The organism is Paraburkholderia ginsengisoli NBRC 100965 (assembly GCF_000739735.1).
In the GTDB taxonomy this organism is placed as follows: domain Bacteria; phylum Pseudomonadota; class Gammaproteobacteria; order Burkholderiales; family Burkholderiaceae; genus Paraburkholderia; species Paraburkholderia ginsengisoli.
Genome location: NZ_BBJF01000002.1, coordinates 114,463 through 129,497, shown reverse-complemented (window position 1 = coordinate 129,497; position 15,035 = coordinate 114,463). Strand labels below are relative to the sequence as shown.

Sequence of the window (15,035 nt, the reverse complement as noted above, 5' to 3'; positions counted from 1 at the left end):
CGGCCACGGACGCACTCAACCTTCGATCCGTCCTCGCGTCACCCCGAGCAATGACGCCATCGCCGCGCGCGCGGCGGCGGCATCGCGCGCGCGGATCGCATCGAACACCGCCGTATGCTCGGCGAGCGACGCGTTGAACACGTCCGCGCGTTTAGCATTGAGCCGCAACTGCGCCTCGAGCGTGCGCTCGATCAGCGTGCCGAGCGGAATCAGTAATTCGTTGCTGCAAGCGGTCAGCACGCTCAAATGAAATTGCAGATCCGCGCGCACCCACTCGTCGACGTTGCGCGCCGCCACCATCGCCGCATGTGCGGCTTCCAGCGTGCGGAACGTGTCGTCGGTGTGCGACGCCGCAGCCAGCGCGGCGGCATACGGCTCGATCATCTCGCGCATTTCCTGCAACTTGAGCGCGAACGCCATCGGCTCGGCGACGCGCGAGTACCAGTCGAGCACATCGACATCGAGCAGATTCCACGCGGGCTTCGGCCGCACGCGCGTGCCCACGCGCGGCCGCGACTCGATTAATCCCTTCGAGGTCAGCGTACGCAGCGCCTCGCGCAACACCGTGCGACTCACGCCGAACGTCTCCATCAACTCCGCCTCGCGCGGCAGGATCGAGTCGGGCGCGTAGTCGCCACGCAGAATCGCGGTCGCCAGCAGATGGGCAACGCGCCCATGCAGATCGTGCTGAATGGTTTTCTCCCAAGGGCCTTGCGGCGCGATTGACGGATAGCGGAAAAGCGGAAGAACAGCGTGTCGGGCGCGAACCGTCGGCGCCGCCCGGCGCGCCAAGCCTCGCATTTCAATGCCGGCGCGCTCCCTGCCTGCTGCCCTCTCGCCACTATTTGGCAAATAATACTATTAATAGTACTTAAACGCGCTTTTGTTGTAGCATCGGGGTTCTCGAAATATTTCGCGTGGGAGCCCGACTGAGCGCAGGCGCCGAAGCGTCAGCCCGGGCCGACATATCACAGCAGGGTCCAGTAGGCGCTGAAGCGCTGCGCTGGTCGACATACCACAGGCATGGGACCAGAGTAGGCGCTGAAGCGACAACTCTGGTCGACATAGGAGACGCACATCATGAAAATCACCAAGCTCGAAACCTTCATCGTTCCGCCGCGCTGGTGCTTCCTGAAGATCGAAACCGACGAAGGCATCGTCGGTTGGGGCGAGCCGGTGGTCGAAGGCCGCGCGCACACGGTCGCGGCGGCCGTCGAAGAACTCTCGGACTACCTGATCGGCAAAGACCCGCTGCTGATCGAAGACCACTGGCAAGTGATGTACCGCGCGGGCTTCTACCGCGGCGGCCCGATCACGATGAGCGCGATCGCCGGCGTCGACCAGGCGTTGTGGGACATCAAGGGCAAGCATCATGGCGTGCCCATTCACGCGCTGCTCGGTGGCCAGGTGCGCGACAAGATCAAGGTGTACTCGTGGATCGGCGGCGACCGTCCGAGCGACGTCGCGAACAACGCGCGCGCGGTGGTCGAACGCGGCTTCAAGGCCGTGAAGATGAACGGCTCGGAAGAGTTGCAGATCATCGACACCTTCGACAAGGTGCAAGGCGTGATCAACAACGTCGCGGCGGTGCGCGAGGCGGTCGGGCCGAACATCGGCATCGGCGTGGACTTCCACGGCCGCGTGCACAAGCCGATGGCGAAGGTGCTGGCCAAAGAACTCGACCCGTACAAGCTGCTCTTCATCGAGGAGCCTGTGCTATCGGAGAACGCCGAAGCGCTGCGCGACATCGTCAACCAGACCAACACGCCGATCGCGCTCGGCGAGCGTCTGTACTCGCGCTGGGACTTCAAGCACATCCTGGCGGGCGGCTACGTCGACATCATCCAGCCGGACGCGTCGCACGCGGGCGGGATCACCGAGTGCCGCAAGATCGCGTCGATGGCCGAAGCGTATGACGTCGCGCTCGCGCTGCATTGCCCGCTCGGCCCGATCGCGCTGGCCACCTGCCTGCAGATCGATGCGGTGAGCTACAACGCGTTCATCCAGGAACAGAGCCTCGGGATTCACTACAACCAGGGCAACGACCTGCTCGACTACATCAAGAACCCGGAAGTCTTCAAGTACGAAGACGGCTTCGTGTCGATTCCACAAGGTCCGGGCCTCGGCATCGAGGTCAACGAGAAGAAGGTGCGCGAGATGGCCAAGGTCGGACATCGCTGGCGCAATCCGGTGTGGCGTCATGAGGATGGCAGCGTCGCCGAATGGTGATCGCTTGAGACCATGCCGTCTGCGGGCGGCATGGTCGATTAAGGCGGCGACCCGGTGTGTCGGGCTGAGCGGGCGGGAATGAGCGGGAAGCATTGCTTCAGGCTCGTGCCGGTGTTCATGACCGCTCCGGACATGACCTGCGCCGAGTTCACCGTGCTCTCATACAGCCGCATCAACGCGGACCGCTGAAGCCCGCTACGCCCACCCGCCTGCGTGTTACGGCGACGTGACGCGCAGGCCGTCGCAGTAACGTAACATCCTGGACCGCACACGCCGAAACACGCGTTTCACGGCCACCTGCCCACCTCGCCTCGTTTTACGCAAAGCCTTACCCAGAAAGGCTTTCACGCCGTTTGTTCGGCATCAGACATACGCATTGGCCCGCTCCTTGCTGAAATGCACGCAAACAACAGGTGCATCGGGGAACATCATGGGCGAATTCCTTCCTGACTATCTGATCCGCGAACAGGCGGCCGTCGGCGCACTGGTCGCGTTCGGCGTGCTACGCATCCTCGGCGCGATGCTGGCGTTCGAACGCGGCTGGCGCATCTCGGTCGTCGAGAGATGCTTCGTTGCCGCCGCGGTCATCTATTGTCTGCCGCAACTCTTCGACCTGCTGACGCATATGTACGGCGCGCGCGCCGCCGGTGCCGAACTCGAAGGCAAGGCCGCGGGCTGCGCGATCGCGCTCTTCTGCGCGCCGATCCTCGGCCATCGGCTCGGCTTCGAGTAAGCGGCTCGATCCCGCGAATAGCTCACCATGCGACTGACGAAGAGACGCGCGAAACCGGCGTATCGCGCGGGCGAAGTGCTGAAACTCAGATCCGGCGGACGCCCGATGACCGCAACCTGGAGCGGGCCGGTGCTGTTCGCGCCGGGCAACTGGCTGATCTGCCAATGGTTTAGCGACGCCGGCGAATTGCAGCAGGAAATGTTTCCGGAGGAAACGCTGGAACGGGCGAGCCGCGATGTGCTCGCCGCCTGAAGAGCAGTAACGGATTTGCTGGCCACCGCCAGGCGTCCGTGTGTATTGCGCCGCACGCTCTTGCCGTGCGGCGCTTTTTTATGCGCGCTCAACCGAAAGCCGCAAATCCCGGCACGCTATGCGACAGCACGGCCGCCGCGACAAACGCCCCGATCATCGCCAGCGCTTCCAGATACAGCACGTTGACGAACGTATGCGCATCCATGGTCGATGCCGTGCGGCGCAGGCGCGGCAACGCGAGGAAGCGGTTGAGTCCGCCGAGCACGAGCGCCATCGCGACCAGCACGAGTTTCAGCGTCAACACATGACCCCACGTGCTGAACTGAATCGCCTGAAGCGAGCCGCCCGACCCGCGCACGGCGTTGAAGATGCCGGACAGCAGCACCAGCCCCACCGCCACCACCGACACATTCGACACCTGGGCCGCGGTACGAATCAGCATCCCGCGCGCGGTCGACGTGCCGAGCGCCGGCAGGACCGCGAGCCCTGCCGCCATCGCCAGCCCGCCCCAGACGCTCGTGACGAGCACGTGCAGCGTTTGCATGCCGATCGCGGTCGAGGCCACGCCGGCATCGGCCGCATGCCCCAGCGACGCCTTGCCAGCGGCGACCGCGATCACCGCGAGCCACAGCAGCGCATTGCGCAGCATGCCCGTGTGACTGGTCATCGCCGTGCCGAGCAGCACCAGCGCGCCGGCAAACGCCACGCTCCAGCCGTAGCCGACATGCGTTTGCGTCAGCACGGTCGGCACCACGCCGAACGCGGCCGGCAACGCGACGCCGCCCATCGACGCCGCCTGATACAGCAGCCAGCCGAGGTCCGCGAGCACCAGCACGACGGTGGCGGTCAGCAACGATCGTTGCGCGCGCAGCCAGGCCGGTCGCGCGGGCGAGATTTTCTGCTGGGCGTCGTTCGCGAGCCACGCGCCGAGCAGCGCCGAACCGACGGCAAACGCAAACGCGACGTTCATGAGCGCGGCCATTGTGACCTGCCCGATCCACAATCCGTCGACGCTCATTTGACGTTGAACGCAAAGTCGCCCTGAGTACGGTGGCCATCCGTGGCAACCGCGATCCAGTGCACCGCATAGCGGCCCGCGCTCAACTGCGGCAGCGGCAGGCGCATCACCCTGGCGTCCAGCCTGTCGACTTCCGAGGCAGCCGGCGCGGCCGCCTGGCCGCTCGCGTCGGCGAGCGTGATCTTGCTGAAGGCCGGCTCGAGCGGCTCGGTGAAATGAATCGTCACGGTGGTGGGCGCGACGGCTTCGGCGTTGGCGGCCGGCTCGCTCGACGCGAGATGCGCATGCGCAAAAGCGGTGGATGTCACAACCAGCGCCGCGGCGCCGAGCATCAACGCACGCAGCGCCGGACGGGAAAAATCGAATAGCTTCATGTAAGGCCGATAGCTGATGAACAGGAAAACGATGGGTGTCGAACCGGGCGCGTCTGGCTCGGACAGCAGCCAGCGAGCCCGGAAGTGTACGCTTCGATGGTTCGCGCGGACATCGGTTCAACCTGCTTTGTTGAACGACACGCCATGCATCGCGGGAATGCGTTGAGCGCGCAACCAGATCGGGATAACAAAAAGCCCCACCTGAAACGGCATCCGCGTCAAACTGTCGCGTAGCGGTGACACCCGGAACCTTCTCTAATGTGGCAAATAGTCACTATCACCCTTCGATGTTAGAATGCTGCGTCGCCGCAGCGCCGGCTGCCCTTCACACCGAGCCGCTCGAAGTTCGGTCAGGTCCCCGATTTTGATGGAGTTACGCGTGTCTTCAAGACGCCTTTTCCGCCCGCTGCTCGCCCTTCTCCTGATCGGCTCCGCGGGTGTCTATAGCGCTGCGAAAGCGCAGACTCAACCGAAGGCCCCCGACACGATGGAAGCGCGCGTGCAAGGGTGCACGGCCTGCCACGGTACTCACGGGCAAGGTACGGACAACGACTACTTCCCACGCCTCGCGGGCAAGCCGGCCGACTATCTTTTCAACCAGTTGCAGAACTTCCGCGAAGGGCGCCGCAAGTACCCGCCCATGAACTATCTCGTCACGTATCTTTCGGACGACTACCTTCATAAGATCGCGACGTACTTCTCGCAACAGCGTCCGCCGTATCCGCCGCCGGCCAAGCCGACGGTGTCGTCGGCCACGCTCGCGCGCGGCCAGCAGATCGTGCTGAACGGCGACGCGGGCAAGCAGATTCCGGCTTGCGCGGCTTGCCACGGCAAGGCCTTGACCGGTATGGAGCCGGCTATCCCGGGTCTGGTCGGTCTGCACTCCGATTACATCAGCGCGCAGCTCGGCGCATGGCGCTCGGGTACGCGTCATGCCATCGCACCTGATTGCATGCACACCATCGCCACGCGCCTGACCGACGAAGACGTGAACGCCGTTGCAGCATGGCTTTCCACGCAGCAGGCCCCACAAAACCCCGTGCCGGCTCCGGCCCGCTCGTTGAAGACTCCGCTTGCCTGCGGCAGCGAACCGCAATAAGGCACCGGGAGAGACACTCAAATGAAACGCAAGTCCTTGTTCGCCCTCTCGGCAGTCGTCGTGGTTGCGGCTGCCGCTCTCGTTCCCGTCCTGTGGTCGGGCGGCGACAACCTGCATAACGGCTCGGCGATGGCGGCCACGCCCGCCGATCAGGCCGAACTGATCAAGAAGGGCGAGTACCTTGCCCGCGCCGGCGACTGTATCGCCTGCCACACGGTGCGCGGCGGCAAGCAGTTCGCCGGCGGCCTGCCGATGGCCACGCCGTTCGGCACAATGTTCACGCCAAACATCACACCCGACGACCAGTACGGCATCGGCAAGTGGACCCAGGACGACTTCTATCGCGCGATGCACACCGGCCGCTCGAAAGACGGCAGCCTGTTGTATCCGGGCTTCCCGTTCACGAGCTACACGAAGGTCACGCGCGCCGACTCGGACGCGATCTACGCGTTTCTGCGCTCGGTCCCGCCGGTCAACGTGCCGAGCCGCCCGCACGAGCTCAAATTCCCGTTTAACCAGCGCAACATGCTGATCGGCTGGCGCACGCTGTTCTTCCGTGAAGGCGAGTTCAAGCCGGATCCGACCAAGTCGGTCGAATGGAACCGCGGCGCGTACCTGATCGAAGGCCTCGGCCATTGCGGCATGTGCCACACATCGATCAACGCGATGGGCGGCCCGGTCAATTCGGCGGCTTTTGCCGGCGGCCTGATTCCGCTGCAGAACTGGTATGCGCCGTCGCTGACGTCGAACCGCGAAGCCGGTCTCGGCGACTGGGACCTGAAGGACATCGCCGATCTGCTGAAGACCGGCGTGTCGAATCGCGGCGCGGTGTTTGGTCCGATGGCTGAAGTGGTTCACAACAGCCTGCAATACATGTCCGACGCGGACATCAACGCGATGGCCACGTACCTGAAGACGATTCCGCAGAAGAGCGAGGCGCCGGAGCCGCTGCAGCTCGAAACGTCGGAAAAGTTCGGCGGCGAACTGTTGAAGCAAGGCGCGAAGATCTACGCTGACAACTGCGCGAAGTGCCACGCGGAAAATGGCCTTGGCCAGCCGCCGGCTTTCCCGCCGCTCGCGAACAACCAGTCGATTCAGATGCCCTCGGCGGTCAACCCGATCCGTATGGTGCTGAACGGCGGTTATCCGCCGAGCACGGAAGCTAACCCGCATCCGTATGGCATGCCGCCGTTCGCACAGTCGCTGTCGAACACGGAAGTCGCGGCAGTGGTGACGTACATTCGTATGTCGTGGGGCAACCACGGTACGCCGGTGTCGCCGCAGCAAGTGGCCGATCTGCGTTCGGCGCCGCTCGACTAAGCAGCGTTCGTTGCACCTGGGGCGCGGCCTGCGAAATTCGCGGCCGCGCCCTTCGTTTTTGTAGGACCGGTATCATGTGGGTATTTGCCCTTATGAACCGGGCAGGAGGAAAGAGCCGTGCAAGTCGGTGAGCGTTTCAACAGCATTACCCATCTCGTCGGCGCCGTGCTGTCGGTGGTGGGGCTGGCGACGCTCGTCACGATGGGCGCGCTCGCCGGGGACGCGTACAAGGTCGTCAGCTTCGCCGTGTACGGTGCGATGCTGTTCGTGCTGTATGCTATCTCGACGCTTTACCACAGCGTGCGTAATCCGCGCGTCAAAGCGGTGCTGCAGAAATGCGACCATTCGGCGATCTATCTGCTGATCGCCGGCAGCTACACTCCGTTCACGCTTGTCACCTTGCGCGGGCCGTGGGGCTGGTCGTTGTTCGGCGTGAGCTGGGGGCTTGCCGCCCTCGGCATCGTGCAGGAACTGACGCTCGGGCGACGCACCCGCAGCGTTTCGATGGTGCTGTATGTCCTGATGGGATGGCTCGCGCTCGTTGCCGTCCGTCCGCTGCTGCAAGCATTACCTGCAGCGGGTACCGCCTGGCTCGTGGCCGGCGGAGTCATCTACAGCGCCGGCATCTACTTCTTCATCAACGACGAGCGCATCCGGCATGGACATGGTATCTGGCACCTGTTCGTACTGGCGGGCAGTCTGTGTCAATTCGTCAGTGTTGCGCGCTATGTCGCATGACATCCCACGGCGACGAAATGCAACTTAAGGCCAGTCAACGTGTCTGCATAGCGCGTTGAAGCATTCGGCACGTGTTTGAGCGTGCCGCCGATTTCTCTGCGACCGGAACTGGGCTTTGGCCTCGAACGCGCCATGCGGGCGTGTTCATGCGGCGTTCACGCCTGCCAGAGCCCATTTGTGCCGTTCGCGAAACTGCATTGCAAAGAGCATTTATGTCTTTTGATTCCCTCGGCTTGTCCGAACCGCTGGTCCGCGCTGTACACGAACTCGGCTACACCACACCGACTCCCATCCAGACGCAAGCGATCCCCGCCGTGCTCAATGGCGGCGACCTGCTGGCCGGCGCGCAGACGGGCACCGGCAAGACCGCCGGCTTCACGCTGCCGATCCTGCAGCGTCTGAACTCGATGCCCGCCGTCGCCACTGGCTCGGGCAAGCGCGCGGTGCGCGCACTGATCCTCACGCCGACGCGCGAACTGGCGGCGCAGGTCGAAGAAAGCGTGCGCGCGTATGGCAAGTACCTGAAGCTGAAGTCGACCGTGATGTTCGGCGGCGTCGGCATCAATCCGCAGATCGGCGCGCTGCGCAGCGGCGTGGACATCGTCGTCGCGACACCGGGCCGTCTGCTCGATCACATGCAGCAAAAGACCATCGACCTGTCGCATCTCGAGATTCTCGTGCTCGACGAAGCCGACCGGATGCTCGACATGGGCTTCATCCACGACATCAAGCGCGTGCTCGCGAAGCTGCCGCCGAAACGCCAGAACCTGTTGTTCTCGGCCACCTTCTCCGACGAGATCAAGACGCTCGCCGACAACCTGCTCGATTCGCCGGCGCTGATCGAAGTGGCCCGCCGCAACACGACCGCGGAAACAGTCGCGCAAAAGATTCACCCGGTCGACCGCGACAAGAAGCGCGAGCTGCTCACGCATCTGATCAAGCAGCACAACTGGTTCCAGGTGCTGGTATTCACGCGCACGAAGCACGGCGCAAACCGCCTTGCCGAGCAACTGACCAAGGACGGCATCAGCGCACTCGCGATTCACGGCAACAAGAGCCAGTCGGCTCGTACGCGCGCGCTCGCTGAGTTCAAAAACAACACGTTGCAGGTGCTCGTCGCGACGGACATCGCCGCACGCGGTATCGATATCGATCAGCTGCCGCACGTGGTCAACTACGATCTGCCGAACGTACCGGAAGACTACGTGCACCGTATCGGCCGCACGGGCCGCGCGGGCGCGACGGGCGAAGCGGTGTCGCTGGTGTGCGTCGACGAACTGCAACTCCTGAAGGACATCGAGAAGCTGATCAAGCGTCCGGTGCCGCAGGAAGTGATCGCCGGTTTCGAACCGGACCCGACCGCGAAGCCGGAACCGATCCTGCGTCGCGGCCAGGGTGGTGGCGGCGGTGGCGGCCGTTCGCCGCGTCAGGGCCAAGGCGCGCCGAAGCGTGATGGTGCCGCAGCGGCGAAGCCGGCGCAGCGCTCGGGTCAACGTCCGGCGAACGGTCAGGCGAAGCCGCAGGGCGCAAAGCCGGCCGGCAACGGGGGCCAGCCGCGTCGCGATGGTCAGCGTCACGACGACCGCCCGCGTGCGGTCGCGCATGAAGGCAGCGCCGCGCAACATGCGCCGCGCAAGCCGAACGCGAACAAGCCGCAAGGCGGCAACCCGGGTGCGTTGCTGGGTGGCGCGAAGCCGCGCACCGACGCACCGCGTGGCGGCCAGCCGTCGCGCAGCGGTCAACGCGGCCGCTAAGCTTCAACACCACTCCGTCTTGCCGTTCAGCCCCTCGCCGAGGGACTAACGGCCGGCCGCAGCGGCCTGCTTCAGGTGCTCGATCTGCCGTTCCCATCGGTCGAGCACCGCACTTCCCTCCCCCTCCAGTTCGAACGTAATGCCGCTCGTCAGGCGCGCATAACGCACGCTCTGCTCGTCAGCCGTATCGATCGAACCGATCAGATAGACCAGACCGCTCTCGTCGCCGGCGATGCCCGCTAGCGGCGTGAACAGCAACTGCACCTGATAGAACGCTGCGTCGCAGACGAAGCTCAACGCGGCGCGTCCGCTTTGCGCGATCGCGCGCGTCGCTCGCGCTTGCGGCCACAACGCGATGCACAGCGTGCGCGAATCAGGCGCATACAATTCGCCGACGCCGAGCAGCGACGTGCGGATATGGCCGCTCGTATCGACCGTCAGCAGCGACGCGGTGAACCCCGCCTTGCTCGCGAGCGACGACCCGTCGAACAACGCGCGCACGGCATCGGGCCATTCGTCGAACGCGTTCTGTTCGAGCGGACGTGCGGGTGCGGAGGAATCGCTCATGCTGTCGATCCGGTTGAAAGTAGCCAAGGCTCAATCATGCCTCGAAAAAAGAATGGCCCGCATCGGCGGGCCATTCTTCGTCAGGTGATCGTGTGCTTACACGCGGCGTCCCTCGGACTCGACTCAGCGAAAGAACACATGCTGCGTGATCTTCGCGAGCGGATAGTGCACGCCCGGCTGAATCTTCGCCGGCAGATCGAGTGGCTTGAGCAGCATCTTCACGCACATGTCGGCCGACAGATTGCGCCGCACCAGCGCATTGATACGCGCCGCGCGTTCGCGGTTATACGCCGAATCGTGCACGCGCTCCGGATAGCGAATCGCGAACACATGGCGCAGTGCTATCTCCGAGTCTTCGTTCTTGATCTCCATCACGCGGCGCATCAACGCACCGAGTACGGCGAGACGCCCGTTGCCTTCGATCTTGTTGTACTTCTTGAAGAACTTGAAAAAGTGCTTGTAGTGACGGACTTCGTCGGTGCGGATGTTGTCGGTGATCTGCTTGAGCACCGGTTCATCCGAGCACTCCCCGATCGCGCGATACAGCGTGGCCGTGCCGGTTTCCACCACGCAGCGCGCGACCATTTCGAGCGCGCGGGTCTTCTCGAAGTCTTCGACCGAACAGGTCAGCGAATACTCGTCCATGAAATTACGAAACGCGGTATCCCAGTCGAATTCGGGCCACACGTAGGCGACGTACGTCTTGAGCGCGCGGCCATGCTGCATCTCTTCCGGCTCCCACTCGTTGTTGAGCCAGGCCGAGACCTCAGGATCGCCGTTGAAAAAAGTGCTCAGGTTGCTGGTGTAGAGATCGGTGCCGCTTTCAATGAACGAAGCCGCGCACAGGAGCAACAGCAGATCTTCGTTCGCGACAGCCTTCTGCCGATCAATGCGGGTGAGGTCGATGTCCTCGATCCGCCAGGGCATGACATGGTTCAGCTCGGTGTGCATCGTGTCTTGCTCCGAATGCTGCTCCGACGCGTGATGCCTGCTCGAACCGCCCGCATTCGCCGTGACGGTTCACCGTGTCGGTACAGCGCTTGAATTAGAGTTAACCCCTTGTATCTTGCATCTTAGCCGGTGTTACCCAACTCTGCAGATAACACAGCACAGACCATGCCGAAGGGCCGCAGTTCCAATTCAGAGATAGTCGAAACGTTCGGTCGAACAACGCGGCGAGCGGAGACGTAAAAAAGCCAGCTCGATGAGCTGGCTTTCCACATAGGCAACCGAGCCCTACGCGTCAGGCCGGCAACGCCGTCGGCCCGGGTCTTCGATACATTGCGCTCAGGCGGGTTGAGCGCCGCGCAGCGCAGGCGCGCGGCGCATGCGGCGGGCCACGATGATCAGCGACACGCCCGACAACACGGCGGCAAGCAACACGTAGTAACTTGGCGCGAGTTTGTCGCCGGTCAAATGAATGAAGGTCTCGACGATCGTCGGTGCGAAGCCGCCGAAGATCGTCACGCCGATGCTGTAACCGATCGAAAGGCCCGTCGAGCGCACGTGCGTCGGGAATATCTCCGACATCAGCGCGGGCATCGGGCCGGAGTAAGCGGCCTTGAAGATACCGGCGATCGCTTGCAGCATCAGCAGCCAGCCGATCGTCGGATGCGTCTGCAGCCACGCGAACATCGGATAGATCAGCGTGCCCATCAGGATCGACGTAGTCAGCATGATGCGAATCCGGCCGATGCGATCGGACAGCGCGCCCATCACCGGTGACAGGATGAACTGCAGTCCGCCGTTGAGCACCACCACACCGAACGACGCGGCCGCCGACATGTGCAACTGCTTGACCGCGTACATCGGCATGTAGAGTTGCAGCACGTATACGCCGACCGTCGACTGCGCGACGATGCCGATCGCGAGCAGCAGGTTGACCCACTGGTTGGCGAACGACACGCCCTTCTCTTCGCTCGCGCCCTTGCCTTCGTTGGCCGCCTCGCGCGCCTTGCGCATTTCGATGAACTCCGGGGTCTCGTCGAGATGCGAACGGATGTAGAAGCCCACCGGCCCGACCAGCAAACCGAACACGAACGGCAGACGCCAGCCCCAGCTACTGAGATGCTCGGGCGACATCCACGCGGTCAGCAGCGAGCCGAAGGTGGCGGCGGTGATCGCCGCGAGGCCCTGACTTGCAAACTGCCAGCTCGCGTAATAGCCGCGGCGCGACGCGCTGTGCTCGACCATGAAGGCCGTCGCACTGCCGAACTCGCCGCCGACCGCGAAGCCTTGCACGAGCCGCGCGAGCAGGATCAGCAAAGGCGCGGCCAGACCGATCGACGCATACGGCGGCATCACGGCCATCGTGAAGGTGCCGACCATCATCAGCGCGATGGCGAGCGTGAGCGCCGCCTTGCGGCCCTTGCGGTCGCCGTAGATGCCCAGCACGACGGCGCCCAGCGGCCGCATCAGGAACGAGATACCGAAGGTGGCGATGGCGAGCAGCGTCGAGAGCCACTCGTCCTGCATCGGGAAGAACTCTTTGGCGATGATCGTCGCGAAGTAGCCGTAGACCAGAAAGTCGAACCACTCGAGCGCATTGCCGACCGATGACGAAAACACGATCCGCCGCACCATCGCTTTGGAAAGCGGCGCGGCCGGCGTAGGTGGGGAAGCGGTCGCCGATGGCGACGCCTTGGTTTGCATGATGTCTCCTGCCTTGTTCAATGCCTGATGTGACGCCTGATGCGCGGGCGTGCGGTGTGTGTATGAAATGCGGATGATGTGCGTGGGGCGCGCATTGCGCGCACAAGGCGGCTGGCGCCGCTCAATGGCGGCGCTCACGCGCGCCCTTGGCGCCATGCGTGCTTCGCGTTGCTGCGTTGCCGCCTGGCCGCGCGCAGCTGACGCAACGCTCACAGCGAGCGAAACGCGTCCCCACGCAGCGAAACGCGTCCCCACGCAGCGAAACGCGCCGCGCGCCGCCTCGCCGAAAGCCGGGCCAGGCGTCGCCCGAAGCGGCCGCGCTAGCAGCGCCGCGCCTCGCATATGCGTCAGTTAGAACCCGGCTGCCAGCCCGTCGCGGCGGCTGTCGCTTGCCGCCACGTAGCCGCGCTCCGGCTCGTCACGATCCAGCTTCCAGATGTACTGGCCCGAGCCGAAGTCCATGTACGGATCGTCGACCGATTTGATCGTGTGGCCGAGCTTTTGCAGCGCCTCGGCGGTCTTCGGATCGAGCGTCGATTCGATGTCGATCGTGAAGTCGCGGTTGACCTTCCAGCGCGGCGCATCGCACGCGGCCTGCGGCTGCTGACCGTAGTCGAGCATCCGCACGATCGATTGCAGGTGGCCTTGCGGCTGCATGTCGCCGCCCATCACGCCGAAGCTCATCACCGCTTCCTGCTGGCCGTTCACCTGCTGCGTGAGGAATGACGGAATGATCGTATGGAACGGCCGCTTGCCGCCTTCCACCACGTTCGGCGACTTCGGGTCCATCGAAAAGCCGCAGCCGCGGTTCTGCATCGCGATGCCGCTGTCCGGCACCACGATGCCCGAGCCGAAGCCCATGTAGTTCGACTGGATGAAGCTCACCATCATGCCGCGCTCGTCGGCCACCGACATGTAGATCGTGCCGCCCGCCTTCGGCATGCCGAAGTCGAACTGCGTCGCGCGCTTGTGGTCGATCAGCTTCGCGCGCGACGTGAGGTACGCGTCGTCGAGCATCTGTTCGGGCGTGACCTCCATCGAACGCGGATCGGCGACGTAGCGGTACACGTCGGCGAACGCCAGCTTCATCGCTTCGATCTGCAAGTGTTGCGACTCGACGTTGTCGACCGCCAGTTCCTTCACGTCGAATTTTTCGAGAATGCCCAGCGCGATCAGCGCCGCGATGCCCTGGCCGTTCGGCGGAATCTCATGCACGGTGTGACCGCGATATTCCTTGCCGATCGGCTCAACCCAGTCCGCGCGGTAATTGCGCAGGTCGTCGAGCGTGAGCGCCGCGCCTCCTTCGCGCGCAAACGCCGCGATCTGCTCGGCGATCTCGCCTTCGTAGTACGCGCGCGGACCTTGCTCGGCGAGCTTGCGCAGCGTCTTCGCATGGCCGGGGAAACGGACCAGCTCGCTCACTTCCGGCGCGCGGCCTCGCGGCATGAAGGTTTGCGCGAAGCCCGGCAGGTCTTTCAACTCCGGCACGGCCGCCGCCCACTTGTAGGCGACGATGCTCGCCACCGCATGACCGCGCTCGGCGATTTCGATGGCCGGCTCCATCAGGTCGGCGAACGGCAGCGTGCCGAACTTCTGATGCAGCGCTTCCCAGCCCGCGATCACGCCGGGCACCGTCACCGCGTCCCAGCCGCGCTTGGGTTGCTTCGCGAGGCCGTTTTCCTCGCCGTACTTGCGCTTGAAGTAGTCGACGTTCCACGCCGCCGGCGACACGCCCGACGCGTTCAGCCCATGCAGCTTCTTGCCGTCCCACACCAGCGCGAACGCATCGCCGCCGAGACCGCACGACACCGGCTCGACCACCGTGATGGCGGCGGCCGCCGCGATCGCCGCATCGACGGCATTGCCGCCTTTCCACAGCATGCGCAGCCCGGCTTGCGCGGCGAGCGGATGCGAAGTCGAAACGATGTTGCGCGCGAATACAGGCAGACGCGGCGTCGGATAGGGGTTTTGCCAGTTGAAGCCAGTCATGTCGAACACTCTCGAAAGCGCGGTCCGGTGCGACGAAAAAGCCGCCGGACATCGTGGGAATCATGAAAACGGGGGTGAAACGCGAAACCGTGGATTGCAGCGCGAACCAGCCCAAAAAACAAATTCATTTATCAAATGAATAAATGCGCCAGGCGCCTGAATGGATCGAACGATCGCGGTCGCGCCAGTTATGCAGCTTGCACGAGTTGGCGGACAAGGGGTCCGATGGTCTTACAATACCCACACCCCGTTCACGCATGATCCGCTTTCCGGCTCGGCGCATTGCGCTGACGGCGGGGAGCGCCGATAA

At 64.0% G+C, this 15,035-nt stretch carries 14 protein-coding genes; 7 read left to right on the top strand and 7 right to left on the bottom strand.

Going from position 1 to position 15,035, the window contains the following annotated elements:
• Positions 1–15 precede the first annotated feature (15 nt).
• Positions 16–801 (bottom strand): FadR/GntR family transcriptional regulator, encoded by a 786-nt coding sequence (locus BGI01S_RS00880; protein WP_232624333.1) that lies wholly within the window; start codon positions 799–801, stop codon positions 16–18.
• 279 nt (positions 802–1,080) lie between these two features.
• Between BGI01S_RS00880 and dgoD the strand changes: the two genes are divergently transcribed.
• The 3 genes from dgoD (at position 1,081) to BGI01S_RS00865 (ending at position 3,214) form a co-directional block, all read left to right on the top strand.
• Positions 1,081–2,229, top strand: a complete 1,149-nt coding sequence (dgoD, locus tag BGI01S_RS00875; RefSeq protein WP_042321121.1) for a galactonate dehydratase — start codon at positions 1,081–1,083, stop codon at positions 2,227–2,229.
• 430 nt (positions 2,230–2,659) lie between these two features.
• Positions 2,660–2,962 (top strand): hypothetical protein, encoded by a 303-nt coding sequence (locus tag BGI01S_RS00870; RefSeq protein ID WP_042321118.1) that lies wholly within the window; start codon positions 2,660–2,662, stop codon positions 2,960–2,962.
• Positions 2,963–2,989: 27 nt separating this feature from the next.
• On the top strand, positions 2,990–3,214 hold the full coding sequence (locus BGI01S_RS00865; RefSeq protein ID WP_042321115.1) for a YodC family protein: 225 nt from the start codon (positions 2,990–2,992) through the stop codon (positions 3,212–3,214).
• A gap of 88 nt (positions 3,215–3,302) precedes the next feature.
• Here the strand turns inward: BGI01S_RS00865 and BGI01S_RS00860 are convergent, their stop codons facing one another.
• A complete protein-coding gene (locus BGI01S_RS00860) occupies positions 3,303–4,232 on the bottom strand; it encodes a CopD family protein (RefSeq protein WP_042321113.1) in 930 nt (309 codons plus the stop codon).
• Positions 4,229–4,606: a copper homeostasis periplasmic binding protein CopC gene (gene copC, locus BGI01S_RS00855; RefSeq protein WP_042321111.1), complete on the bottom strand. Its 378-nt coding sequence runs from the start codon at positions 4,604–4,606 to the stop codon at positions 4,229–4,231. The genes BGI01S_RS00860 and copC overlap by 4 nt, the downstream gene beginning before the upstream one ends.
• Positions 4,607–4,973: 367 nt before the next feature.
• On the opposite strand from copC, the gene BGI01S_RS00850 reads away from it, so the two are divergent.
• The 4 genes from BGI01S_RS00850 (at position 4,974) to BGI01S_RS00835 (ending at position 9,517) form a co-directional block, all read left to right on the top strand.
• On the top strand, positions 4,974–5,705 hold the full coding sequence (locus tag BGI01S_RS00850) for a c-type cytochrome (RefSeq protein ID WP_042321108.1): 732 nt from the start codon (positions 4,974–4,976) through the stop codon (positions 5,703–5,705).
• A gap of 21 nt (positions 5,706–5,726) precedes the next feature.
• Complete coding sequence (locus BGI01S_RS00845) at positions 5,727–7,025, top strand: c-type cytochrome (RefSeq protein WP_042321106.1); 1,299 nt, start codon at positions 5,727–5,729, stop codon at positions 7,023–7,025.
• A 117-nt stretch (positions 7,026–7,142) separates the two neighbouring features.
• Positions 7,143–7,763 carry a PAQR family membrane homeostasis protein TrhA gene (gene trhA / locus BGI01S_RS00840; protein WP_042321103.1) on the top strand — a complete coding sequence of 207 codons (621 nt, stop codon included), beginning with the start codon at positions 7,143–7,145 and terminating at the stop codon, positions 7,761–7,763.
• Between the two features lie 212 nt (positions 7,764–7,975).
• Positions 7,976–9,517, top strand: coding sequence for a DEAD/DEAH box helicase (locus BGI01S_RS00835; protein WP_042321099.1), 1,542 nt, complete (start codon positions 7,976–7,978; stop codon positions 9,515–9,517).
• Positions 9,518–9,562: 45 nt separating this feature from the next.
• Here the strand turns inward: BGI01S_RS00835 and BGI01S_RS00830 are convergent, their stop codons facing one another.
• From BGI01S_RS00830 to BGI01S_RS00815, 4 genes are all read right to left on the bottom strand, one after another.
• Complete coding sequence (locus BGI01S_RS00830) at positions 9,563–10,084, bottom strand: hypothetical protein (protein WP_042321095.1); 522 nt, start codon at positions 10,082–10,084, stop codon at positions 9,563–9,565.
• A gap of 123 nt (positions 10,085–10,207) precedes the next feature.
• The gene (locus tag BGI01S_RS00825) at positions 10,208–11,035 is read right to left on the bottom strand and encodes a ferritin-like domain-containing protein (protein ID WP_042321092.1); all 828 of its coding nucleotides are present in this window, start codon (positions 11,033–11,035) and stop codon (positions 10,208–10,210) included.
• A gap of 336 nt (positions 11,036–11,371) precedes the next feature.
• The gene (locus BGI01S_RS00820) at positions 11,372–12,736 is read right to left on the bottom strand and encodes an MFS transporter (protein ID WP_042321220.1); all 1,365 of its coding nucleotides are present in this window, start codon (positions 12,734–12,736) and stop codon (positions 11,372–11,374) included.
• Between the two features lie 351 nt (positions 12,737–13,087).
• Positions 13,088–14,725 carry a gamma-glutamyltransferase family protein gene (locus BGI01S_RS00815; protein WP_042321089.1) on the bottom strand — a complete coding sequence of 546 codons (1,638 nt, stop codon included), beginning with the start codon at positions 14,723–14,725 and terminating at the stop codon, positions 13,088–13,090.
• Between the last annotated feature and the right edge of the window lie 310 nt (positions 14,726–15,035).

Excerpts from the sequence above, each read along its gene's own strand:
- BGI01S_RS00825 (WP_042321092.1), bottom strand. The coding sequence starts at position 11,035 with ATGCACACCGAGCTGAACCATGTCATGCCCTGGCGGATCGAGGACATC.
- BGI01S_RS00820 (WP_042321220.1), bottom strand. The coding sequence starts at position 12,736 with ATGCAAACCAAGGCGTCGCCATCGGCGACCGCTTCCCCACCTACGCCG.
- BGI01S_RS00880 (WP_232624333.1), bottom strand. The coding sequence starts at position 801 with ATGCGAGGCTTGGCGCGCCGGGCGGCGCCGACGGTTCGCGCCCGACAC.
- BGI01S_RS00845 (WP_042321106.1), top strand. The coding sequence starts at position 5,727 with ATGAAACGCAAGTCCTTGTTCGCCCTCTCGGCAGTCGTCGTGGTTGCG.
- dgoD (WP_042321121.1), top strand. The coding sequence starts at position 1,081 with ATGAAAATCACCAAGCTCGAAACCTTCATCGTTCCGCCGCGCTGGTGC.
- BGI01S_RS00865 (WP_042321115.1), top strand. The coding sequence starts at position 2,990 with ATGCGACTGACGAAGAGACGCGCGAAACCGGCGTATCGCGCGGGCGAA.
- BGI01S_RS00850 (WP_042321108.1), top strand. The coding sequence starts at position 4,974 with ATGGAGTTACGCGTGTCTTCAAGACGCCTTTTCCGCCCGCTGCTCGCC.
- BGI01S_RS00830 (WP_042321095.1), bottom strand. The coding sequence starts at position 10,084 with ATGAGCGATTCCTCCGCACCCGCACGTCCGCTCGAACAGAACGCGTTC.
- BGI01S_RS00870 (WP_042321118.1), top strand. The coding sequence starts at position 2,660 with ATGGGCGAATTCCTTCCTGACTATCTGATCCGCGAACAGGCGGCCGTC.
- BGI01S_RS00835 (WP_042321099.1), top strand. The coding sequence starts at position 7,976 with ATGTCTTTTGATTCCCTCGGCTTGTCCGAACCGCTGGTCCGCGCTGTA.
- BGI01S_RS00860 (WP_042321113.1), bottom strand. The coding sequence starts at position 4,232 with ATGAGCGTCGACGGATTGTGGATCGGGCAGGTCACAATGGCCGCGCTC.
- copC (WP_042321111.1), bottom strand. The coding sequence starts at position 4,606 with ATGAAGCTATTCGATTTTTCCCGTCCGGCGCTGCGTGCGTTGATGCTC.
- BGI01S_RS00815 (WP_042321089.1), bottom strand. The coding sequence starts at position 14,725 with ATGACTGGCTTCAACTGGCAAAACCCCTATCCGACGCCGCGTCTGCCT.